This window comes from Spirosoma profusum, assembly GCF_014699005.1.
Lineage (GTDB): Bacteria > Bacteroidota > Bacteroidia > Cytophagales > Spirosomataceae > Spirosoma > Spirosoma profusum.
In genome coordinates, this window is the sequence record NZ_JACWZY010000008.1 from 84696 (window position 1) to 107465 (window position 22770).

General features: G+C 49.0%; 20 protein-coding genes. 6 read left to right on the forward strand and 14 right to left on the reverse strand.

Annotated elements, in window-relative coordinates; genetic code table 11:
• The first annotated feature begins 51 nt into the window (after positions 1 to 51).
• Positions 52 to 504: a hypothetical protein gene (locus IC229_RS11870; protein WP_190887196.1), complete on the forward strand. Its 453-nt coding sequence runs from the start codon at positions 52 to 54 to the stop codon at positions 502 to 504.
• Positions 505 to 524: 20 nt separating this feature from the next.
• On the opposite strand, the gene IC229_RS11875 is transcribed toward IC229_RS11870, so the two are convergent.
• A complete protein-coding gene (locus IC229_RS11875) occupies positions 525 to 1154 on the reverse strand; it encodes a DinB family protein (RefSeq protein ID WP_190887197.1) in 630 nt (209 codons plus the stop codon).
• Positions 1155 to 1333: 179 nt separating this feature from the next.
• Between IC229_RS11875 and IC229_RS11880 the strand changes: the two genes are divergently transcribed.
• Positions 1334 to 1693, forward strand: coding sequence for a VOC family protein (locus tag IC229_RS11880; protein WP_190887198.1), 360 nt, complete (start codon positions 1334 to 1336; stop codon positions 1691 to 1693).
• A gap of 27 nt (positions 1694 to 1720) precedes the next feature.
• Here IC229_RS11880 and IC229_RS11885 read toward each other — a convergent pair whose 3' ends face one another.
• On the reverse strand, positions 1721 to 2383 hold the full coding sequence (locus tag IC229_RS11885; RefSeq protein WP_190887199.1) for a hypothetical protein: 663 nt from the start codon (positions 2381 to 2383) through the stop codon (positions 1721 to 1723).
• A 254-nt stretch (positions 2384 to 2637) separates the two neighbouring features.
• On the opposite strand from IC229_RS11885, the gene IC229_RS11890 reads away from it, so the two are divergent.
• Entirely contained in the window at positions 2638 to 5157 is a 2520-nt protein-coding gene (locus IC229_RS11890; protein WP_190887200.1) for a DUF5686 and carboxypeptidase-like regulatory domain-containing protein, read from the forward strand.
• Positions 5158 to 5170: 13 nt separating this feature from the next.
• On the opposite strand, the gene IC229_RS11895 is transcribed toward IC229_RS11890, so the two are convergent.
• From IC229_RS11895 to IC229_RS11930, 8 genes are all read right to left on the reverse strand, one after another.
• Positions 5171 to 6940, reverse strand: coding sequence for an amidohydrolase family protein (locus IC229_RS11895; RefSeq protein ID WP_190887201.1), 1770 nt, complete (start codon positions 6938 to 6940; stop codon positions 5171 to 5173).
• 217 nt (positions 6941 to 7157) lie between these two features.
• Positions 7158 to 8090, reverse strand: a complete 933-nt coding sequence (locus tag IC229_RS11900; RefSeq protein ID WP_190887202.1) for a GlxA family transcriptional regulator — start codon at positions 8088 to 8090, stop codon at positions 7158 to 7160.
• On the reverse strand, positions 8083 to 8607 hold the full coding sequence (locus tag IC229_RS11905; RefSeq protein WP_190887203.1) for a DinB family protein: 525 nt from the start codon (positions 8605 to 8607) through the stop codon (positions 8083 to 8085). The genes IC229_RS11900 and IC229_RS11905 overlap by 8 nt, the downstream gene beginning before the upstream one ends.
• Complete coding sequence (locus IC229_RS11910; protein WP_190887204.1) at positions 8604 to 10034, reverse strand: HEAT repeat domain-containing protein; 1431 nt, start codon at positions 10032 to 10034, stop codon at positions 8604 to 8606. Before IC229_RS11910 ends, IC229_RS11905 begins: the two co-directional genes overlap by 4 nt.
• Before the next feature lie 127 nt (positions 10035 to 10161).
• A complete protein-coding gene (pgmB, locus tag IC229_RS11915) occupies positions 10162 to 10821 on the reverse strand; it encodes a beta-phosphoglucomutase (protein ID WP_190887205.1) in 660 nt (219 codons plus the stop codon).
• 41 nt (positions 10822 to 10862) lie between these two features.
• Positions 10863 to 11594 (reverse strand): DUF4386 domain-containing protein, encoded by a 732-nt coding sequence (locus IC229_RS11920; RefSeq protein ID WP_190887206.1) that lies wholly within the window; start codon positions 11592 to 11594, stop codon positions 10863 to 10865.
• Positions 11595 to 11622: 28 nt separating this feature from the next.
• Positions 11623 to 12072: a hypothetical protein gene (locus tag IC229_RS11925; RefSeq protein ID WP_190887207.1), complete on the reverse strand. Its 450-nt coding sequence runs from the start codon at positions 12070 to 12072 to the stop codon at positions 11623 to 11625.
• Between the two features lie 192 nt (positions 12073 to 12264).
• Positions 12265 to 12828, reverse strand: a complete 564-nt coding sequence (locus tag IC229_RS11930) for a Crp/Fnr family transcriptional regulator (protein ID WP_190887208.1) — start codon at positions 12826 to 12828, stop codon at positions 12265 to 12267.
• 281 nt (positions 12829 to 13109) lie between these two features.
• Here IC229_RS11930 and creD point away from each other — a divergent pair, with 281 nt between their 5' ends.
• A complete protein-coding gene (creD, locus tag IC229_RS11935; protein ID WP_223833966.1) occupies positions 13110 to 14480 on the forward strand; it encodes a cell envelope integrity protein CreD in 1371 nt (456 codons plus the stop codon).
• A gap of 109 nt (positions 14481 to 14589) precedes the next feature.
• Here the strand turns inward: creD and IC229_RS11940 are convergent, their stop codons facing one another.
• Both IC229_RS11940 and IC229_RS11945 read right to left on the reverse strand, forming a co-directional pair.
• Positions 14590 to 15000 (reverse strand): hypothetical protein, encoded by a 411-nt coding sequence (locus IC229_RS11940; protein ID WP_190887209.1) that lies wholly within the window; start codon positions 14998 to 15000, stop codon positions 14590 to 14592.
• Positions 15001 to 15079: 79 nt separating this feature from the next.
• Positions 15080 to 16951 carry a glycoside hydrolase family 13 protein gene (locus IC229_RS11945; RefSeq protein WP_190887210.1) on the reverse strand — a complete coding sequence of 624 codons (1872 nt, stop codon included), beginning with the start codon at positions 16949 to 16951 and terminating at the stop codon, positions 15080 to 15082.
• A 199-nt stretch (positions 16952 to 17150) separates the two neighbouring features.
• On the opposite strand from IC229_RS11945, the gene IC229_RS11950 reads away from it, so the two are divergent.
• Entirely contained in the window at positions 17151 to 18896 is a 1746-nt protein-coding gene (locus tag IC229_RS11950) for an alpha-amylase family protein (protein ID WP_190887211.1), read from the forward strand.
• Positions 18897 to 18957: 61 nt separating this feature from the next.
• Positions 18958 to 19830, forward strand: a complete 873-nt coding sequence (locus IC229_RS11955) for an N-acetylmuramoyl-L-alanine amidase-like domain-containing protein (protein WP_190887212.1) — start codon at positions 18958 to 18960, stop codon at positions 19828 to 19830.
• A gap of 114 nt (positions 19831 to 19944) precedes the next feature.
• Here IC229_RS11955 and IC229_RS11960 read toward each other — a convergent pair whose 3' ends face one another.
• Positions 19945 to 21462 (reverse strand): sulfatase family protein, encoded by a 1518-nt coding sequence (locus IC229_RS11960; RefSeq protein ID WP_190887213.1) that lies wholly within the window; start codon positions 21460 to 21462, stop codon positions 19945 to 19947.
• Positions 21463 to 21638: 176 nt separating this feature from the next.
• Positions 21639 to 22760, reverse strand: coding sequence for a GHMP family kinase ATP-binding protein (locus IC229_RS11965; RefSeq protein ID WP_190887214.1), 1122 nt, complete (start codon positions 22758 to 22760; stop codon positions 21639 to 21641).
• Positions 22761 to 22770: the final 10 nt, after the last annotated feature.

Consider the following 22770-nt stretch of genomic DNA (forward strand, 5'->3'; position numbering starts at 1 on the left):
TGGGAGGTATTTTTTTATATTCGCCCAGACCAACTGAGCCTAATTATCTTCATGCTGACTTCCAGACAACTTCGTGGAATAGCTTCTTACTGGGGTGCGCAGTGTACGTACAAAAAGCTCGTTAATAACCAATGGCTTTTTGTGAGCACTAATGAGCACGTTGTGGGTCACGTATTGCAAGGTTTGCAGGATGGCACAATAAAAGATATCACGCTTCACCTTCGTGTCATAAAAAGTTTAACCGATGAAGAACTCTGGCAATGCGCTAAACTACATGGGGAATATGAAGAGGCATTTATAGACCGCTACGGTGATTCGATGCGAATGGGCAACTTTCAGATTTTTTTTGACGGAAACTTATATAACCATGATTGGGAGCCTGTCGACTATTCAGCGACCATGAAAAAACCTGTCAATAACATGGGCGCGATCTATTCCTATCTTCAGTCCATTCACATCTACATACCCGGCACTGTGGATAAAGAATTTGTTTCATTGATTTGAACCAAGACGCTACGTTGTCTTCAGGATTTGGGGTAAGAAGACGTAGCTTTTATTCGTGCGATTTGCTTCAGGTGTCTGTCGGTATGCGCAAAATGAACGACCATTAGTGCATGGATGCTACGTCGGCGCTCCTTCCCCCATCGGTACGTAAAATGCGATTTTAAGTCGTAAGTCGTGTTCCGAATGAATTCGATAAAGTTATTTCTGCCGAACAAAAAGTACGTTAGATTATCGTTCCCTTTCATAAAACCAAGCGGTTCAGCGTTCCACTCAGCCTTATGAGGGCTCGGGTCATTCATCCAGGCGATATAGCTACTATCGGGAAGTGACAGACTATCCAGCACCGGTTCAGGTTTTGAACTGAGCATAATGTCGGCTTCCTGCACAAAGATTCGTTCGTAAACTCCCAAATGCTCGACAACCTGCGCAATCGACCAGCTTGCCGAATCTTTTTTGAAGTGCCACTGCGCCGGTGTCAGATTCCTGGTTTCACTGATTACGGCCAGTTTGGTACGTTCAAGATTATCGACCAGAAATTTTCGATCCGTTTCGGTCCATAACTTAACCGTCTGTGCACTGGCTAAATTCGCAACCAACAGTAAGAGGCTCAAACAGGTACTATCGCGAATGTAACGAACAAGTTTTTTCATTATTAGCTTATTAGGATTGACGTTTCAATCTACACCTAATATGCTTTTAGCCAGCCAACGTTTTATTTATCGTATGTAAATGGATAAACTGCCTAGAATTTTTGGTTTTGAATAAATCAATAGTTTGTTTTGCATAGTACTATCTTATACCTTCAACCGAACTAACTTCTATTAAGCGAATGAATAATTGGATACAGTGGTTTGAGATTCCTGTTTATAAATTCGATCAGGCGAAGCTTTTTTACGAAACGCTTTTCGACATACGTTTAGAAATCATGGATTTAGGCGCTTTAACGATGGCCGTATTTCCGCCCAGTCTGGCTTCGGGAGCCCTTTGCCAGGGCGAGTGGTATCATCCTTCTGAAAATGGCGTGACGCTTCACCTCAAAGTAGATAGTCTGGAACAAGCCCTGAGCAACGTAGAGGCATTAGGTGGAAGCATCCTGCAACCCAAAAAACAGATTTCGACCGAATTAGGGTACATGGCCTTGATCAAAGATTGTGAAGGTAATCGATTGGTGCTACGTGCAAGGCAGTGAGGTATTGATTAGCGTTCAAAACGTCTGTCAATTTAACTTTCTTAGTGCGGCTGCAATGGGCAAAAAGGAAACGCTAAATAAAGCGTAACTGAATCGTTTAATTATTCGCCCATAAAACGGGTCAATCAGGATTCCAAATTGCGTGAGAAGTAGAGCAATGAAAAATAAGATAATGGCCCACTTCGGAATTTTCGTTGATAAGATGAACGCTATGCCCAATAAAATCTGCGCTAGAAATGTAAAGTCAGCGTATTTCAGTAAAAAGAAAATTTGCGAATTATCGTAAAATAATGGTTTTACAAGCGGGTCATTTTGGATGGCATTTAAGACTTCGTAGGCCGTTTCTTTAGGCATTTTAAAAACACCAATCAGGCATAAGTCAATCGTGAATTGGCCAAATAGCACAAACGATGAAATAAACGTGAACACCGTACTTAACTGTACCAAGAAATAAGCTCTTGAATTTTTGAAATAGTAACAAAACGCAATAAATGTAGGTATCAATAAAACTACGCCCAGCATCAGCAATACGTGAGCGTTGATCCAGTCGTTGGGGTGTTTCTTAATCAGGTCGTAAAACTCAGCTTCTTTCTGCTTCGAGATGAACAAATACAGTTGCCCACACGCATACAACGGATAACAGCTTATCAGGCTAATTATCCAGATTAGATTTCTCAATTTTAGCGGCATCTTTATTTACCAGTTTATCGAAAGCGTACAGTTTATACAACAACTCAATTAAGATTTATCCGTTCGCGACCGCTGCAACGAACACTCTCCCTTCTACGTACTAGTTTAGAAAAGCCACATTCCTACCCTTTGTTACGTTGGTTATAGTAATCTTCTGTTGAGAGTCTGCACTTTTTTTAGTTTCTGAATACCTAGTAAACTCTATTGACTAATCATCAGTTTGAGCTTATATACGACCTGATGCCACCATTTGAATGAAGCAATCGCTACTGACTGTGATGAGTCTGTTTCTGCTCGTCTGGTTTTCGCCAGTCAGGGCGCAGCATGGTTATACCATCAGTGGTCGCGTTACCGATGCTGTTTCTGGAGCGGGCATTCCGTTTGCCAGCGTAGCGCTAAAGGGCAAAACTACCGGCACTACGTCTGATGCTGAGGGACGTTACTCGCTACGTCTAAGTGAGTTATCGGATTCGTTGGTGGTGCTGAGCCTCGGATATCGCACACAATCCTACGCTATTCAGCAGCAATCCGCCCAAACAATTGATGCTCAACTAACTGCTGCCGCTACGAAGCTGGCGGAGGTTAGAGTCTACGCGAAAGGGGGCGACCCGGCCTATCGGGTTATGCGGGAAGTGCTACGTCGACGCGACCAGTTCAATCCGGCACAACTCTCAGCTTATCAGTACGATAGTTACAACAAAATTGAGGGTTACATCAACAGTTTCACACGGAAGAATAAGAAACGACCGGGTTTAGTCGGTCGGTTTTTGGGGAAACTCCCCGCCATCACCGACGAAAATGGGCAGCCTGCCGTACCGGTGTTTATTTCAGAAACTTTCTCTACGTTTTACGCGCGCATCAATCCCGAACTGGTAAAAGAACGTATTCAGAAGTCGCGGGTGGCGGGGGTGGGTGTCAGCGACGGCGGGCTGATTTCGCAGTTTACCGGAGCTTCGTTTCAGCAGTACAATTTCTACCGCAATTCGCTCTACATTCTTCGGAAAGACATTCCTTCGCCCGTTGGCAGCCAGTGGGAAACGGTCTATACGTTTCGGCTCAAAGACACGGTTGTGCTGAATAACGCCGTTTGTTACGAAATCGAATGTACGCCCAAACGTAACAGCGATCTGGCTTTTACCGGAACCGTCTGGATTGATACGTTGCAGATGGCGCTGTCGCAGACCGACGTTCGTATAGACAAACGGGCCAATATCAATTTCGTAGAAGAACTGCACATTGAGCAAAGCTGGGAAACACTGCCATCAGGAATTCGCTTTCCAACGCTTACGCAGGTCACCATCGATACTGACCAACCTGTGCCTAATTCACCGGGGGCGTTGCTACGTTTCTTTTCGGCATCCAGTAACGTTATCGAAAATAAACCGGAAGAAGTCGCTTTTTATACGCCATCCCTCGAAATAGCCGACGATTTTAAGGAAACCGATGCCACGTTCTGGCAACAGGTTCGCCCCAGCTCCTTAGATCCCAGCGAGTTACGGGCCATGCAGGTAGTCGATTCCGTACGGAACGTACCGCTGGTGCATTTCGCTGGAGAAGTCATAAAGCTGGGCGTACTAGGCTATGTTCCGCTTGGCAAGTCAAACATCGAACTAGGCCCGATTTTGTCGTCATACGCGAAAAACAACATTGAAGGTTATCGATTTCGGCTTGGGTTTCGCACGAATACCGGTTTTAGCCGCAAATGGCAGCTTAACGGATACGTAGCGTACGGTACGTTGGATAGGCAGCTAAAATATTCGGCCAATGTCGAGTATATAATCAGTCGTAAACCCTGGACTGTGGTGGGTATCCGGCACAGCTACGATCTGGAACGGGTTGGTATTTCGTCCGATAACATTGGCAACAACTCCCTGTTTGCGGCTTATTCCCGCTTCGGCAACATCAGCCGACCTTATTTTCAGGAAGAAAATCTGCTGTATTTCCGGCGCGAGATGAAAGGGGGAGTCACGCAGACGGTCGCGTTGCGGAATCGAAGTTTCGAGCCGTTGTTTGCGTTTGCGTTCCAGCCGCAACCCAACGACCGCGACCAAACTATCCGCAGTACGTATCAAACGTCTGAATTCATTGCCGAAACCCGCTACGCTCCCGACGAAGTTATCCTTCAGAACGAGAACGCTCGAGTCAGCACCGGTGCCACCCGAAAACCCATTTACACGCTACGTTACGCCCTTGGTTTTCGGAACCTGCTGGATGGCGATTTCGCGTATCATCGCATCAATCTCGGCATACGGCATTCGTTTCGGGTGGGCGTACTGGGCCGAACGTATTACAATGTTGGTTTGGGAATTATGCCGTCGACCGTTCCTTATCCGCTGCTCTACATGCCGCTGGGCAACGAATCGTCGTTCTACGTCGGCAATGCCTACAACCTGATGAACTACTTCGAATTTATCTGCGATCGGTGGGCAACGCTCCAGCTAGAGCACAACTTTGGCGGACTGTTATTCAATCGATTGCCGCTGATACGTCGGCTCAAATGGCGCGAACTCGTTACGGCGAAAGTATTGGTGGGTAGTGTTTCGGACAGTAATCTGGCTATGATTCCGAAGACCGGTACGTCGGGAGAAGCGATTGAAGGCTTTAGTTCACTCAACCACACGCCCTACGTTGAACTTGGTTACGGCATCAACAACATTTTTAAAGTGCTACGTGTCGACGCCATCCACCGCGTAACTTACCGCGACAACGTAGGGCGTACCGGCATTCCGGTTACGCCATTTGCGATCAAATTATCGGGCTGGCTTTCGTTTTGATACTATGTAGCGTTTACTTCGTAAAATACACCTGCTTAATTTTTCCATTCTCAATTTTATAGATAGCCACCGCCTGCACCGGGGCTTTATCGGCCGCGAACGTAACGCGCTCATGGTCAATGACGGTGTTGTTCATAACGATGCGGTTGACCAGTTCGCAGTGGAGCGCGGGAGTATTGGCAAGAAAGGCGTAGTTTTTCCGCATTGCTTCTTTTCCCTTGCTACGTAGTTCGTAAGGTAGATTATATATTTCTACGTCCTCTGCATAAGGCTCCAGAAATGCTTCCAGATTTCGGGCGTTGTAGGCGTTCAGTTGCCGCTGAGCCAAATCTTCGGGTTTATCGGGCAGCAGTTGCGCCGGAGTCATAACGTAACCCCGATTCACGACCGTCTCAATACGGGTCAACGTAGTAAGATCGGTCAAAGGGTTCTGCGGTAGCACCAGTACGTTTGCCCACTTACCTTCGGCCAGCGAGCCAATCTGTTCTTCTTTATTCAGAATCCGGGCCGCGTTAAACGTTGAAGCCTTCAGCAGGTCAGCGTTGGTTAGTCCAGCGGTTTTCATGGCCTGTAATTCATCAATGTACGAGGTGCCGTGAAACGTGCCGGGATTACCCGCATCGGTACCGGTCACTACGTTCACACCGGCTTTCCAAACCCGAATCAGATTCGCCCGCACGATTGAATCCCGTCGCGTTTGCCGAGTCGCAAAAGTCGGCCCGTTCAGATATTCGTCCATGCGTTTTTTCAGCGCCGGTTCGGGGATATGTTTCGTGTCGAACAGGCTGCCCAGCACGTAGGGGTTGGCTCTCGTAAACTCGTAGGGCGTGAGTTTACGGCTGTCGGTAAAAAAACCTTTGATGCCGCCTACAACCACCATAGTAGGGTTATAGCTAACATTCTTCTGCTTCATCAACGCAATCAGTTCATCATCGACCAGGCCATCTTCAGGGCTGTGTACCAGATAATCGGCCCCGAACTTCACGCCCAGTTTAGCCGCCAGCAATTCCTGCGTATGGATAGCGACTTTCAAGCCATTTTTGTGGCTCTCGTCAATGGCGGCTTTCACCATCGCCTGCGTTTCTTCACCCGTACCGACACCCCGGACGATGTACCAGATTTTGATAAAATCAGGTTTGTAGGACAACTGTTTCCGTACCTGCTCGCGGGCCTCTTCGGGCGTATTGGCTTTGAGAATGGGCGTATCCTCAATCTTGAAGGCTTCGGGCTGGTAAGTGGAAATGAGCGGACCCGTCAGCAGAATCTGCGGGCTGGTAGCCTGTTGGTTGAAACGGTCGCGGTATGGATACTGAGAGATCGGACCGCCTACATCGATAACCGTGGTGATTCCGCATGCCAGATACCGACGTAGCAGATCGCCCATGTTGTCGCGCAACCACTGCCGCTCCGTCTCATAAGGCCGGTACTTCCGCAAATCAATGCCATCGGGCCGCGTATACAAACCACCCGACTGAAACAGGTGAATGTGGCTGTCAATCAGTCCCGGCATGAGCCATTTACCCGTAGCATCCACCACAGTTGCGCCGGTTGGCGGGGTCAAATTCTTGCCAATTTTGCGAATGAGACCGTTTTCAATGAGCAGACTCATCCCTTCGCGCACCTGACCAGTTTCTACATCCACGAGGTTGCCGTTCGTTATCAGCACCGGTCCAGCGGGTTGCGTAGACATGTCACGTGCTGCTTCCGATCCGGTATTTTGGCTGGTTTGAGCCAGGACGGGGGTAGCGAGCAGTGTGAGCAGGAGAAGCAGAAGTTTTGGCATAGCGGTTATTGGGGATCGATGCCGCTGAAGTTAACACACTTCGGCGTTGACCTGAAATCTACAACAAAGTCCGTGATTATCGATTACGTTAACTATCCTCGGTCGACGGATTTACAACAGGTTTACCTGTAGTTTTTGTCATGCTTCCTTCGTCAGCATGACAAAAAACGCTCATTTCTGAGCTTGTGCCTAAAAAACCCAAACTGGCACCTTGTTGCTACGTATCCACCGATTTAAGGATTCGCCGTACTTGCTTCTCACTCATCAGCCCAACTTTCTGCGCAATCTGAGTCAATGTTAAATCTTTGTGATTCAGAAATTTATCGATCAACTCTCTACGAATCAGGTTAATGTAGTAAGTAGCAGTAATTCCGGTTTCTTTTTTAAAGATCCGGGTGAAATTACGTTCGCTCATATTGGCGATTTCGGCGAGGGCACCCAGGTTGTGTCGCTGGTAAATATGCTCAATGATGTAATCCTGCGCTCTATGAATACCCGTATGAATGTGATTTCGGAATTGCAGCAAAACACTTATTTGCTGATTGCTTCCGTCCCGGCGATTGTAAATAACCAACTCGCGCGCCACTTTATGCGTAAAATAACCGCCTTTATGCCGCTCGATAATGTATAAAAGCAGATCGATACCCGACGCAATACCGGCACTTGTGTAAATATTATTTTCCTCGACAAACAGAATGTTTTCTCTGACGTTGGCCAGCGGATACATTGCTTGTAGTGTTCGGGTTTGCTTGAAATGCGTGGTGCAGGCAATACCATTCAGCAGTCCGCATTGCGCCAGGACAAAAGCTCCCGCACAAATACTAACCAATCGAATCTGTTGCTGATGACACTGGCGAATCCAGTCAAATAGCGATTGATTACGAGCAAATTCCGGCGACAGCAGATACGTTACGCTGGAGCCAGGAATAAGCAGATAATCGCCCGCCGAAAGGTTGATTTGGGAGAAGTGGAGCGGTTTTTTCATGTGCAAGCCCGCACTGCTCTGCACCTCTGCGTCAATGCCGCAGTATTCGATAATGAAGCTAGCCCCGTAATCGATGGCTTCGTGAATGGTCTGATCGGGACCAGCGAGGTCCATCAGGTGTACGTTGGGCAGGATGAGGAATACAAACTTTATGGGTCTATCCATCCAACAGAGGGTAGTATCGTTCTTTCAGTACGTTCATGTGCCAGCGTTGGTGCCCCGGCATGCAAAAACCAATGGCCGCTACGGTGTACTCACCTTTAAAACCCATCCCCGCTTTCTGAAGCATGTCGGGCGTAAACGATTTCATTAAGCTCAAAAACGACAAATGCACCGTCCGCAACTCATCCACTAAACTTTCCATCGACCGCGTACTACTCTGAGCGGCCAGTGCGTATACATCTTCCTCAAACGAAGGCATGCGCTGCGATTCGCCACGCGCAAACGACAGGGCACGATAGCCGAAAATCCGTTCGGTATCGATGAGGTGTTGTAGAATGTCTTTCACCGTCCATTTGCCGGGCGCATATACCTTGTCGCCCAGGGCTTTCCAGGTTTCGAGCGGAAATTGGTCAAGTTCGTCAAGGCTGGTTTGAATGGCTTCGGGCAGTGTTACATCGTCGCACAGGTTGATGTAGCGATCAAAGTAAACGGGCATGGGATTGAGTTGGGAGCGAGTCATTTTTGGCCGGTTTCTTTAGTGTTGATACGTTCGGCAAACTGACTTTCTAGGGCTGTAACCGCCGAAAGTGCATTTGCATCGTTTTTGTACGTCTGTTTCAGTTGGTCGAAAATAGTCTGTCCGCGACTATCTGCCAGGAGTGTTAGCTGCAACAAATGATAAAAGATATCGTTGGTATTATTTTCCTGTACGGCTCGGTGAAAAGCTGCCAATACAACAGGGTATCCTTTTTCGGAAGCGCCCAGCGTTCGGAGCGTTTCGACGGCTGCCAGCCGGTGATCCCAGACGGGAGTTGCGAGTGTCCAGTGCGGTAGTTTGGCGGCATTGACGTATGATAGCGCGAAATCTACGGCGCGTTTATCACCTAGTTCTTTCAGCCCATTCAGGCTACTGATGAGGCTTTGATTTTTCCAGGAAGGCTTGTCTTTTAAACGAATCAGCGTGTCAAAGGTGGCCGGGCTTTTGCTACGTCCCAACGCAATAGCGGCCGAGTTAAAAACGCAATCGCTCCTGTCCTTCAGATAGTTGAGATACTGATCAACATATTGTGCGTCGCGGGTTTGCCCCAGCAACGTAATGGCCGCCGAACGTACCCGTGTACTCACCAGCTTACCGTTCGCGACGATGAACAGCGGCTTATCGACCGTAGCCGTAAATTCGGTGGTACGTAGATCGCCGGGGGCGTCGAAACAGGGAACCCAGAAGCGGTTCCTCTCCCCTTCGCCCATACTCCAGATCTGTCGTCGGCGGTTGGGCTCGGTCGACGACGGTTCAAAAAAACGAATGCCTTTTCCCGTACTCCCCCCAATGTTTGCCGGGTCGGTGCCATTCACCCATTGCGTACGATAGCGAATCGATACAGTAGTCTGTTCACCAGCCTGATACGTTCTGCCAAGAGCTATACGCAGGTTATCCTGGGTTTGTTGCCGATTGTAGCTATAACGTAGTGACGTACCATCCGCCAGGGTTATAGTTTCGATGTCCATTTGAACCGCATCAAGTCGCAACGTATCGATACGTTCTACCGGTAAGAACATAATGGCAACGGTACCATATGCCAGTTTTCCCGACCAGTCGAATTTCAGATTTACACTGATATGTTTCGTATCGACCTGTGATTTTCGAGGTTGATACGTTGTAGATGGCTGGGCTAAAACGCTTGTAGTGAAGAGGAACAGAAGAATTGACTTATTTACCAACCCCCTTCTAAAAAAGGAGGGGACTATCCAGAGACTTACTTGTTCCCCTATACTGGATTTGGATGAATAACTAAAGATTGTCTTTACGAAAGCCACCTTCTGTTTTAGGAGGGGCCGGGCCCACGCTGGGTTGGGGGTGGTCGGATTAACGTATTGAGGGTGGAAACCTACAAATTTGGGTCTGTGATTTGGGGTTTCCACCCGCGTTACTACCTGATAACCACTCATGGTTTTGGATTCGGTTAATTATCCGAACCCAAAAGTAGATTACCCTTCACTGCCACGACGGCCAATGTCGGGACATATCCGGCCAGGAAAATTACTTATGAAAATGATAAGTCGAGCGTAACAGTCGTCAGTTTGAAGCTTTAGTCAGTACGTCCTCAACCGTCAGATTTTCCAGTGAGGAAGCGACCAAATCGGCCTGGGTCAGTACGTCGGAGGAGCCCAGCCCAACCACGAACATACCCGCACGCTTACCAGCTTCCACGCCTGCTACGGCATCCTCGAACACCACGCACTCAGCCGGGCTAACTTCCAGTTCGTCGGCTCCTTTGGTAAACACTTCGGGGTCGGGTTTGCCTTTGCTGATTTTGGTGCCGTCGATAATTGCGTCAAAGGCATTGGTCATGCCGATACGTTCCAGAATCATAGGGGCATTCTTACTAACAGAGCCCAGCGCCGTCAGCAGTCCAGCTTTACGTACCTGCGAGAAGAACGTAGCCACACCGGGCAAAATATCGTCGGAGGTCATGCGGCTGACCAATTCGAGATACCACCCATTTTTCTGAGTAGCCAGTTCCGTCTTTTTTTCATCGGAAAGCACCAGGCCGCCGTGCGCCAGAATAATCTCCAGCGATTCGGTGCGACTAACGCCCTTGAGCCGCTCGTTGAACTCCTCCGAAATATCGAAGCCAAGTTCGTTAGCCAGTCGTTTCCAGGCCTGATAATGATAAATAGCCGTGTCGACAATCACGCCGTCAAGGTCGAACAGAAAAGCTTTGATAGAAGGCATTGACGCTATATTAATTGGATAAGACGTAAAGGTAGGCAGTTTTAAACGCTCGCCAGTACGTTATCCAATCGATTGAGTCGTAAAAACTGTACGCCCACAGTCACAAGCCATACCAGCCAGAACGTACTTCCCAATAAGCCAGCCAGATCCCAAGCCGGAAACCCCGGAATAACCGTCGCCAGCAAATCTCCCTGCGCCATCAGATAAATGGCGGATGCTACGTAGCCAAACCAGCTCACCCATGAGGGAAATAAAGCCAGCTGAGCGAATGTCCGCGCTATTAAAATTGTCCAGGCAATCGTCAGCAATTGCCCCAAATGTTCACCCAGCAAAACGCCCCCAAATTGATGAATCGTCTGAAAAGCAGCCACACTGGCCGCCCGGATTGCGGGATCGGTCGTGTTTACATAATTCGTTGCCAGCACCGGCACCACAAATGTCCAACGTAGCAACCCGACAATCTGCACGAGTCCTGATGTAACGCCAAGTGTAGTAGCCAAACGCACAAAATATACTTGATTTTCAAATCGCTGACCAATCAATACGTATGCTATGAGCAATGGAAAACCGGAAAGTGCAAACGCCAGCCAGGTGAAAATCAGCGTGGAGCCGCCTGCATGAAACTGCGTCAGAACCTGTCCAGGCTCCTCCCGGAGAACAAGCGGATAATTGAACGTAATGGTTAACAGTGTGTAGGGAATAAGCACCAGTACAGCGCCGAGAATTAGTAGAAAGCCAATCAGGCGGTTCGATGGAATTGACGAGGAAGTCATCGGTGTGATTAGTAACGTAGTGAAATATTTACCAGCTGAACGCATAGCCGATACCGGGCGTAGGATTGACTTTCAGGCTTTCGCCCGGAGCCATCAGTGCAGCCACGCCGATACGTAGATTTAGCCCTTTCCAGACCATCCAGCGAAAACCGACCTCGCCCATAGCGCCGTTCTTTTCCCGATAGTCACCGTTAAAACCACGAACGTAGGAGACAGACGTATAAAACGAGGAAGGATTGGGTTTGCACCCGACCGGTAGAAACCAGTACGTTAGCCCTGCCCGCAGAAAGGACGTATTGACACCTGCCCGAAAGGCAGTTAGGTAATAACCCGCGTGAACGGAAACGTGATTCTGGCGGTACTCCAACCCGATGGATGGGTTGCGAAAACCGTTGATACTAAGCTCGTGGCGGGGAAATTGCTGGGCAAACGTAGTGCTGGCCCCAAGCAGCAGACTTATTGAAATTAACCGTTGCATATCGTCTTTTTGTTGTGATTGACGATGCAAAGGTGGCCGACCAACCAGCCAATCTACTGGACAAATGTCCAAATCGTACGGCGGACATTTGATGGTAATTACATATAATATGGATAGGTAATTTTTGTCATCCTTCCGCTCCGGCGGCCCGGCTTCGTCAGGATGACAAAAACTTACTATAACTCATGTTAATTACCGAATCTGTCCCCGAATTCGGCTCAGATGCCGGGGCGTAACACCCAGAATTGACGCTAAATATTGAAGTGGGACTTCCTGTAATAAATGAGGTTCATTGTCCAGCAATTTCCGGTACCGTTCTTCGGCCGTTAAGGTCAGCAGATTAAAGCGACTGTCCTCGATGCAGTTGATCTGGTCTTCGAGAAGCGCAATGTAAAATGACTCAAAAGAAGGCAGATCGCTACGGAGCTGATCGAACGCCGATTTGTGAATTACCCAGATCACACTATCGGTTAAGGCGCGGATGCTTTCGCGGGCGGGTTTCTGTTTCAGAAAACTACTGAGCGAAACCAGAAAACCTCCCGGCCCCGGTGTATACGTAGTGACTTCGTCGCCATCACGCAGGCAGAAATACTGGAAAACGCCTATCTCCACAATTCCAATGTACTGGCTTATTTGTCCTTCCTGAACATACAAATCGCCTTTTTGCAACGCTCGTCGTTGAAACTGTTGCACTACGTGAGCCTGCTGATCGATATCGAAACCCTGTTCGCCAAGAAATGCGCCTAGTCCTTCCATGTTTGTAGTCTTTTTACAATTCTTACGAGCCTTTTTCGTAAGAGCCTTATTTGTCATGCTGAGGGACGAAGCATCTTAAAGCATCCGAACTAACGAGTTTAGGTACTTTAAGATACTTCCTTCGTCAGCTTGACAAATAAGGCTCATACAAAAAACTCATCGTTATGTTCTGTCTCACTGCCAGCTAGAGCCGTTCAAAAAAACTTTTAACAAAAATTGCGAAATTCATTTCAACTCCATTTACTTTGCAACACAAAGTACTTTTAAATGAACAATGAACCATGGAACAATTACCGGCCCCCGGACATTCCGCTTCTATTATCGACCGTATTAACAACTGGATCCGTACGTCTACAATGTTGAAACTAGCCGTTATCGGTTTTCTGGTGCTTGTGTTACTGATTCCGACAAGTATGTTGCAATCGCTGATTCAGGAGCGGGAAGCCACCCGTGATGAAGCTACTGCCGAAGTGAGTGCCAAATGGGGAGGCCAGCAAGTGATTGGCGGACCTGTTCTGTCGGTTCCGTATGACGTGGTTACGAAAGATGCCAAAGGGCAGTTACAAACTGAAACAATGTTTGCCCATTTCCTTCCCGACGATTTGCAATTCGATGGCAACGTAACACCCGAACGTCGAAATCGCGGCATTTTCGTGGTGATGCTCTACCATACCAAACTCACCATCAAAGGCAGTTTTCGGAAACCCTCGGTAACGTCGTTGGGCCTGTCGGATGCGGCTATGAAGTGGGATAAAGCATTTTTATCGCTGGGTGTAACGGATATGCAGGGCATCAAGAACGCCATTACGTTCCGGATCAATAACCAGACATTGGAAGCCGAACCAGGTATTCCAAGTGCAGATATTTTGCCGTCGGGCGTGAGTGTTCCGATTAAGCTCGACGCTGATACGTATCGTTTCGAGTCGGTAGTTAATCTGAACGGTAGCACGCAGTTGAGTTTTCTGCCGTTCGGGAAAGAAACGCGGGTAAATCTGCATTCGCTCTGGAACACACCCAGCTTTGTGGGGTCGTTTCTACCCGACCAACGTAGCATTACGTCGCAGGGATTTCAGGCGTCCTGGAAAGTGCTGCAATTCAACCGGAATTTCCCGCAGCAGGGTATCGGTAACTTTCTGACACGCGCCAATCCCAACGAAGCATTACCTACATTCGGCGTGAAGCTGCTGCTGCCGGTCGATGAGTATCAGAAAACGATGCGGTCGGCCAAATACGGGATTCTGTTCGTGATTCTTACGTTCGTGTCGTTCTTTTTCGTCGAAATCCTCGACCGCCGACGCATTCACCCGATTCAGTATCTGCTGGTAGGTTTCGCGATTTGCCTGTTCTATCTGCTGCTTCTGTCCATCTCCGAACATGTTTCATTCGATGGCGCTTATCTGATTGGTAGTGTTATTATTCTGGCACTCATTACGTTCTACGTCCGCTACGTCTTCCAGAATACCCGCCTGACTATTTTGTTCAGCGGAATTCTCGCCCTGCTCTACGGATTCTTTTACTCGCTGCTTCAATTGGAAGATTACTCGTTGCTGCTCGGTAGTTTCGGTCTATTGCTCATCCTGGGAGTCATCATGTACCTGACCCGCCACGTGAACTGGTATCGGGGTTATGCTTCGGAAGAAGTGACGACGTAGTGCTGGAATATAAACCCCTAAATCCCCTAAAGGGGACTTTGCTCACTTTCGGACAAAGTCCCCTTTAGGGGATTTAGGGGTTTATATTCGAAAGTTAACTTTCAGTTTTTTACTCCTTCACCCCCATAAACGCCAATCCTTCAGACGTACCAACGGCGTGATGTACTTCCAGTACCCAGCATGTTTTCGTCCCTTTCAGATCACGTATTTCTTCAAAGTTATATTGACCGATGGATTGTCCATTCAAGGTCAGATCGTGACTAGTGGCGCTGAGTTTCGTGGCTTTAATATCTGCTAATTTGTAGCTCCCGGCGCCAAAACGGTCGTAGGTAAACTGATACGTATCGGCGCCTGTCACCTGAACCGTTATCCGTTGCGTAGTGGGCATAGCACAACGTACCGGGTCGATTTGCATCCGAAACTGACCCGGCAACGTACCGTCGTCCACTTGCGAAATGGTTTCTTTCCGGCAGCCGACAAGCGCCAACAACAGTACAAAAAGGAACGTAGTGGTTTTCATAAGGCAAGGTTTTTTTATCGGAAGATTCCGAAATACCCTAAACCGTTGGAATGTAGTGTTTTAAAGAAACGAGGGGACATTACTTCCCTAGCTCCAGTACCAGCGCCGTTTTGGCGGGAAGTTTCAGCAGTTTTAAATCAGAAATTGTAGCGTCGGTCAATACGTTTCGGGCTGACGTAACGCCGTTCATTCGTTCGGCAAATCGGGACGTATCGAGCGAGATTTCTTTGTCGTTTGTGTTCGTCGCTACCATTACGGTTTTGTTGGCGTCGTACCGGAAATACACATACGTACCATCCTGCGGCAGAAACTGCATCAGTTTTCCAGTATGCAGCACCGGGTTGCCGCGCCGATACGTAGCGAGTTTCCGAACGTACTGAAACGCTTCATTTTCCCGGTCGTTACGTCCGGCGGTTTCAAATTTATTTTCCTTATCGCCGGGGAAACCACCGGGGAAATCGCGCCGGACTTCGGCATCTGACGGGTCTTTGAAATTCTTCATCAGAATTTCCGTACCGTAGTACATCGACGGAATGCCGCGCGTGGTCAGCAGCCAGGTCAGGCCAATTTTATATTTATCCAAGTCTTCGCCAATCACCGACAGATAGCGGTCGGTATCGTGGTTGTCCAGGAACGTAACGAGTTTGTTGGGATCGACGTAGACGGCATCCTGCGCCAGTGCCTGATAAAACCGATTGACGCCATCGTCCCAACTGAATTTCTGTTTCAGCGCATCGTTCATCGACGCATACAGCACAAAATCGAGTCCGCCCGGCTGATTGGATTTAAATGGGAAATTGATTTTGTTACGTGTGTAATATGCCTGATCCACTACGTTGTTCACCCACGACTCGCCAAAGATGTGAATCTTCGGGTATTCATCCATCAGCGCCTGATTGCAGCGATTCATAAACGGCTGATCGTTATACATATACGTATCGACGCGCCAGGCATCAACGCCAAAATTCTCAACCGTCCAGATGGCGTGCTGAATCAGGAAATTCGCTACGTAGGGATTGCTTTGGTTTAAGTCGGGCAGGAACGGCACAAACCAGCCGTCGAGCGTAACGCGACGGTCTAACGTAGCACCATGCGGGTCGGTGATGGGCTGGTATTTGTACGACGTATTGGTGTAGGTCGGCCACTGGTGCAGCCAGTCTTTGCTGGGTATATCCTTGATAAACCAGTGATTAATGCCGCAGTGGTTATAGACCGCATCCTGCACCACTTTCATCCCCATGCCGTGCGCCTTTTTCACGAATGCCTTATATGCTTCGTTCCCGCCCATGCGCCGGTCGACCGCGTAGTGATCAGTGAAACCATAGCCGTGATACGCCGAACGCATGGCTCCGCCCTCGTTTGTCAGCGGCTGGTTATTTTCCAGCACAGGCGTGAACCAGATGGCCGTAACGCCCAGATCTTTCAGGTAATCAAGCCGTTGGGATGCGCCGGCCAAATCGCCACCGTGCCGATAGAATGGATTCGCCCGGTCGGCGTTGGGGTCGGCCATGTCGGCAAATTTATCGTTGCTCTCGTCGCCGTTGGCAAAACGATCGGGCATGGCCAGGTAAATGAAGTCAGCCGACGTAACACCCTGTCCTTTTGGCGATTTGTCGCGGGCTTTCAACTCAAATGATTGCGTCAGCGTGTGGCCACCTCGTTTACCCGTGATTTTTAGCGTACCGGGTTTCGCCGTAGAAGCAATCGTCAGATCGAGAAATGTATAATTCGGATTCTCGACCGTATGTGTTTTCACCAATTTAACGCCCGGATAATTAAGCGTATAGGCTAACGTACCAGCATTAGGTCCGTAAACAAGCAGTTGCACATTTGGATTTTTCATGCCTACCCACCAATTAGTTGGATTAACGCGCTGAATGGTAGCCTGTTGAGCGAACAGTAATTGAAGTGAAAGGAATAAAAGAAAACAGCCAATCGTGAATTGTTTCATAGATATCATAGGTCAATCATAAAATAATGCAACAAGAACGTAAAATTAGCCCAATATTTTCCTCAAAAAAGGCCATAGTTTTGCGTCGAGAAATTAAAGAGCGAAAGGGTGAAAGTGTGAAAGAGCGAAAGACCATCCGGCAAACTCGCTCCGCATCGCCATCACTCTTTCGCTCTTTCACCCTTTCGCTCTTTAAACTATGCACACATCATCTGCTACCCCGGTAAGCGACAAATTGGTTATCTATCAGATTTTTACCCGTCTGTTTGGTAATCAGAATACGACGAATCGCTGGAACGGAACCCGTGATGAAAATGGTGTTGGTACGTTCAACGATATAAATAACGAAGCCCTTCGGAGCATCCGGCATTTCGGCGCTACGCACGTCTGGTTTACCGGTATTCTGGAACACGCTACGCAAACAGATTATTCGGCCTATGGCATTCGCCCGGATGACCCGGCTGTGGTGAAAGGGCGTGCAGGTTCGCCTTACGCGGTGAAAGATTATTACGATGTTGACCCCGATCTAGCCGTCAGTGTGCCCGACCGGATGGCTGAGTTTGAAGCCCTTGTGCACCGTACGCACGCGCATGGACTGAAAGTGATCATCGATTTTATACCAAACCACGTAGCGCGTCAGTACCATTCCGACGTAAAGCCAGCTAACGTAGTGGATTTAGGCGAGCGAGACGATACGTCGGTAGCGTTTTCGCCCCAAAACAATTTTTATTACCTGCCAGGCGAAACCTTTGTGCCACCCGAGGGCAACGTATCATCTGGTACGTTACACGAATTTCCGGCCAAGGTGACAGGCAGCGGTTCCATTACAGCCGCTCCAGACGTAAACGACTGGTACGAAACTGTTAAACTAAACTACGGAATCAACCTGCACGACTGGAGCCAGCATTTCAATCCGATTCCTGCTACGTGGCATCAAATGCTTGATATTCTGCTATTCTGGTCGGCGAAGGGTATCGATGGTTTCCGCTGCGACATGGCGCATCTGGTGCCGGTAGCGTTCTGGCACTGGGCCATCCGGCAGATCAAACGACGGTATCCCAACCTGATTTTTATTGCCGAGATTTACGATCCCAGCCTGTATCGCTCGTTTATTTTTGAAGGCGGTTTCGATTACTTATACGACAAAGTTGGGTTGTACGACGCCGTTCGTCGGCTGATGGAAGGGCACGGTTCCTGTTACGAACTCACGCGGGTATGGCAGCAGGAATCCGGCGATTTTGCCCAACACATGCTCCGGTTTCTGGAAACCCACGACGAACAGCGAATTGCGTCTCGTTTTTTTGCGAATGACCCCTGGGCGGCCATACCAGGCATGACCCTGACCGCCACCATGCATACCGGCCCAATATTGATTTATTTTGGTCAGGAAATTGGGGTACGGGCAGAAGGCAGCGAAGGATTCAGTGGCGACGATGGCCGCACAACCATTTTCGATTACTGGGGCCTGCCCGACTGGCAGGGCTGGATAAATGCCCACGCCAGCGGAGATGCTGCATACCGACCGGGCCGCTACGACGGTGGTGAACTGACCGATGATCAACGCACACTACGTTCTTTTTATCAGCAACTGAATCATTTAGTCAACGGGTCAGATGCCATTCAGAACGGATATTTCTACGATTTACAGTACGCCAACGATAATGGCCAGAGTGCTGGGTACGATGCTCATCAGCTATTCAGTTACCTGCGCTTCAGCGACCGTCAGAAGTTGCTCATCGTCTGCAACTTTTCGAATCATAACGCCTACGATACAACGGTACGTATCCCGGCGGCCGCGTTCGATGCCATGCGACTCGATGCCAGTCGAACGTATCAGTTTACCGATATTTTTCTGATGAATACAACTGTAGAAAGCGTGGGCAGTGTAGGTGTTCCGTTGCTGGTCCAGCCACGTAGTGCATGGGTGATAGAAATAAAATTGTAGATTAGCGATACGTTTTGTGCCAATCACCGTCAAAAGGTTGCGCACACACTCCCACCGGACTATGCAAAAACTTTACACAGCACTTTTTCTGCTGCTTGTACCGTCTATTCTATGGGCGCAGGAAACTATTACTTCGCTGCAATCGCTGAGTCTGATTGGCGGTAGAACTCCGGCCGAAACAGCCGTTGGTTTTGGTAAACAATTACTGGGTTCTCCCTACGTAGCGCACACACTCGACGGTATCTACCCTGAACAACTGATCGTTAACGTTCAGGCATTTGACTGCACTACGTATATCGAAACCGTTCTGGCGCTTACCCTGGCCTGGCATGACGTAGCAGATAAACAGAATCAGGCGCAACTGGAGCAAGCGTTCCGGAAATACCTGACAAAACTCCGCTACCGGGATGGCCGAATCGATGGATACGCCAGCCGCCTGCATTATTTTTCGGACTGGCTGCGCGACAATGAACGTAAAGGACTTCTGGCCGACGTAACAGCTGAACTGCCCGGAAATTTATCTGTCGCGAAGCCGATTTCGTACATGACTTCCGCAACGTACAAATACGTACCATTGCAAGATCCCGCTATTTTCAAACAGGTAGCCCTGACGGAAGCTTCGCTGAGTCAGCAGTCTTTTGCCTTTATTCCGGCCAAAAACGTTCGACAGGCTGAGAGCCAGCTTCGGGAAGGTGATATTGTGATGCTGACCGCTGCTCGTCCCGGCCTCGATATGAAACACGTTGGACTGGCTGTACGGCAACCCAACGGACGCTTTCATCTGCTTCATGCCTCCTCCGATCAGGGCGAAGTGGTGCTCACCTCCTACCCCATCAGCGACTATGTTCTGTGGCATAAGCGATTATCAGGTATTCGCGTAGCCCGATTACGTTCGGAAACAAACCTCTCGGTGTCGGTTTCGCATGGTAATTAACTTGATGCAATTTGAGGTATAGTTGTGACACAGAGATGCACAGAGATTTTATTATTTTCCTCAGTGAATCTCTTTTACCCTCCGTGCATCTCTGTGTCACAACCTTTTTTAGGTTTACTGCGCTTTCTTATTCCGAATCTTATCCAACTGCTGCTTCATTTGCTGAACGCGGTCGGGATGCAGATCGGCTACGTTCTTTTTCTCGCCAATATCATCCGTCAGATTATACAGTTGGGGTTTGGGATTGTTACCGAGTTCAGTATTGGTATTTTTGGAATAAGACTCTCCGTTGCTGGGTTCGATGTACTTCCAACGGGCCTCGCCAGGCTTTTTCTGTACAATCGACAACGTACCGGCATGCTCAACAATCACCGAGCGGCCAGTGGGGTCATGGCCAAGCAACGCATTGAGTTGGTTCTCACTGTCAGGCGAGTCAGCCTGATTGAAGGTCTGCCCCAGCAACGTAGCAAAATCGGCCAGAAAATCAACCTGACTGATGGGTGCTTCTGAAACACCAACTTTTACCTGACCCGGCCAACGTATCAGCAGTGGAACTCGCGTACCGGCTTCGAACGCGCTGTACTTTCCACCACGTAACGGCCCAGCGGGTTTATGCCCACCCAGTTTTTCAACAGCCTGATCCTGATATCCGTCATCGACCACCGGCCCATTATCACTGGAAAGCATTACGATGGTATTATTGGCCAATCCCAGCCGATCGAGTGTTTTCAGCACTTCGCCCACTTCCCAGTCGAATTCCAGCAACGCATCCCCCCGGGCGCCCAGACCACTTTTGCCGACAAATCGTGGATGGGGCACACGCGGTACGTGAACATCATGCGTCGCGAAGAACAGGAAAAACGGTTTCTTCTGATTCGCTTCGATGAACTTAACTGCCTGACTCGTAAATACATCGGCCATATCTTCGTCTTTCCAGAGTGCAGCTTTTCCACCCGTCATCCAGCCGATACGTCCTACGCCATTCACTATAGTCATGTCGTGGCCGTGTGAGTGCTTCATTTTCAGCTTCTCCGGATTTTCGCTTCCCGTCGGCCAGTCACCAATTTTCTGTTTATAATCAACCTGAATTGGATCTTTGGGATCGAGGTTGACGACGCGGTGATTTTCTACATACACACAAGGCACCCGATCGCCGGTAGCGGCCATGATGTAGGAGTTCGTAAAGCCCAGTTCCAACGGGCCGGGTTTCACCTCACCGTTCCAATTTGGGCCTTCTGGGCCACCTAATCCTAAATGCCATTTACCGACAGCGCCCGTCTGATAGCCAGCAGATTTGAACACTCCCGGCAAGGTACTACGTCCGGGTTTGATGATGAGCGATGCGTTTCCCGGAGCGATACCTGTGCCCTTTTGCCGCCAGGCGTATTCACCCGTCATCAATGAATAGCGGGAAGGTGTACAGGTAGCCGCCGTTGCGTAGGCATTTTTGAATCGTAATCCCTGACTGGCCAGCCGGTCGATATTGGGCGTTTTCACTTTAGTGGCTCCGTAGCAACTCAGATCGCCATAACCAAGATCATCCGCGTAAATGAGCACTACGTTCGGGCGTTGCTGGGCAAATACCCCGACTCCAGAAAGGAAGAGACTAATAATGAGAAGCTTATTTATCATAAAGGCAAGCCGTTTTTTGTCATGCTGACGCAGGAAGCATCTTAAAGTATCCTTACTCATTAGCTAGGAACTTTAAGATGCTTCCTGCGTCAGCATGACAAAAACACGAATAGAGATTAATGAATTTCAGGCTAAAAATCGGCTTAAGTTACTTATTCCAGACTGCTTAACCACATCTAACTAACTGATTCCCGTTCGAAAGCAGGGCGCGATTGCGAAGTTGTCCCTTCATCAACCGAGACGATGTAAGCCTGCCCGCCTTCTCGTTCGATGGCTTCGGCTACCTGTTCGGCATTGTTGGGTGCGTAGACAAACATACAGCCTCCCCCGCCTGAACCGTTGATTTTCCCTCCAAGCGCCCCGGCTGCCAAAGCAGCATCGAGCATCCGGTTGATTTTAGGCGTCGAAATCTGCTGAGCCTCACGCAGGTTAGCCTGGTGTTCAGTTAGCAACTGACCAAATTTTACATCGTTGAGCGACGTACTACCGGAGGTTTGCAACAGCGTCAACGCTTCGCGCAGGATGTCCCGGTTCGAGAAGGTTCCTTTCAGCAATATATAATCGTCTTTCGTCAGAGTATCTTTGTATTCCGGAATAGCTGTGATGTCGGTAGAATGCAACGAAAAGTCGGGATTTAATTCCGTCAACTGCTTGACAATACGTAGCATGCCGAATTTTACCCGTCCCAAAATGCCGATAGTATCTTTTGGCTCCTGCGAGTTGCCCAGTACGAACGTACCAAGCTTCGGGTGATACGTTTCCAAATGAATAGCGGGCTGCGATTCCAGATAAATAACGCCCCCCACAGCCGTCGAATAATGGTCCATCATACCACCCGGTTCGCCAAATTCCAGGACTTCGGCAACGTAAGCTAGCTCAGCCAACTCTTTGGGGTCCAGCACTTTCGAATTATCGGCCAGTTGCGTCAGTACGTTCAGCCAGCTAATCAGCAAAGCCGATGAACTCGACGTACCGGCATTGATGGGTATTCGTCCCCGCACTTCGCCTTCGATACCTGCACCGAACTGAAAGCCTCTACGTAGCAATACGTTGATGGCGCTTCGAAAATAATCGCGGTCGTGCTGATACGTCAGGGGTAACTGATTCAAACCAAACCGTTCCTGAGTACCAAGATCCGGCAAGTTCAGTAGTACGTCCTGCCCGTCGGTACGTTCAGCCGTGATCTGAATGCGACAGGAAATGGCCGCAGCGATAACGGGCAGACCCAGATAATCCAGGTGTTCGCCAAACAGGCAAATACGGCCGGGCGTGGAAACCGAAACGGCTTGTGAATTCATAGATGCAAAA

Coding starts and splice junctions, on each gene's coding strand:
- IC229_RS11870 (WP_190887196.1), top strand. CDS start 52: ATGCTGACTTCCAGACAACTTCGTGGAATAGCTTCTTACTGGGGTGCG.
- IC229_RS11875 (WP_190887197.1), bottom strand. CDS start 1,154: ATGAAAAAACTTGTTCGTTACATTCGCGATAGTACCTGTTTGAGCCTC.
- IC229_RS11880 (WP_190887198.1), top strand. CDS start 1,334: ATGAATAATTGGATACAGTGGTTTGAGATTCCTGTTTATAAATTCGAT.
- IC229_RS11885 (WP_190887199.1), bottom strand. CDS start 2,383: ATGCCGCTAAAATTGAGAAATCTAATCTGGATAATTAGCCTGATAAGC.
- IC229_RS11890 (WP_190887200.1), top strand. CDS start 2,638: ATGAAGCAATCGCTACTGACTGTGATGAGTCTGTTTCTGCTCGTCTGG.
- IC229_RS11895 (WP_190887201.1), bottom strand. CDS start 6,940: ATGCCAAAACTTCTGCTTCTCCTGCTCACACTGCTCGCTACCCCCGTC.
- IC229_RS11900 (WP_190887202.1), bottom strand. CDS start 8,090: ATGGATAGACCCATAAAGTTTGTATTCCTCATCCTGCCCAACGTACAC.
- IC229_RS11905 (WP_190887203.1), bottom strand. CDS start 8,607: ATGACTCGCTCCCAACTCAATCCCATGCCCGTTTACTTTGATCGCTAC.
- IC229_RS11910 (WP_190887204.1), bottom strand. CDS start 10,034: ATGAGTGGTTATCAGGTAGTAACGCGGGTGGAAACCCCAAATCACAGA.
- pgmB (WP_190887205.1), bottom strand. CDS start 10,821: ATGCCTTCTATCAAAGCTTTTCTGTTCGACCTTGACGGCGTGATTGTC.
- IC229_RS11920 (WP_190887206.1), bottom strand. CDS start 11,594: ATGACTTCCTCGTCAATTCCATCGAACCGCCTGATTGGCTTTCTACTA.
- IC229_RS11925 (WP_190887207.1), bottom strand. CDS start 12,072: ATGCAACGGTTAATTTCAATAAGTCTGCTGCTTGGGGCCAGCACTACG.
- IC229_RS11930 (WP_190887208.1), bottom strand. CDS start 12,828: ATGGAAGGACTAGGCGCATTTCTTGGCGAACAGGGTTTCGATATCGAT.
- creD (WP_223833966.1), top strand. CDS start 13,110: ATGGAACAATTACCGGCCCCCGGACATTCCGCTTCTATTATCGACCGT.
- IC229_RS11940 (WP_190887209.1), bottom strand. CDS start 15,000: ATGAAAACCACTACGTTCCTTTTTGTACTGTTGTTGGCGCTTGTCGGC.
- IC229_RS11945 (WP_190887210.1), bottom strand. CDS start 16,951: ATGAAACAATTCACGATTGGCTGTTTTCTTTTATTCCTTTCACTTCAA.
- IC229_RS11950 (WP_190887211.1), top strand. CDS start 17,151: ATGCACACATCATCTGCTACCCCGGTAAGCGACAAATTGGTTATCTAT.
- IC229_RS11955 (WP_190887212.1), top strand. CDS start 18,958: ATGCAAAAACTTTACACAGCACTTTTTCTGCTGCTTGTACCGTCTATT.
- IC229_RS11960 (WP_190887213.1), bottom strand. CDS start 21,462: ATGATAAATAAGCTTCTCATTATTAGTCTCTTCCTTTCTGGAGTCGGG.
- IC229_RS11965 (WP_190887214.1), bottom strand. CDS start 22,760: ATGAATTCACAAGCCGTTTCGGTTTCCACGCCCGGCCGTATTTGCCTG.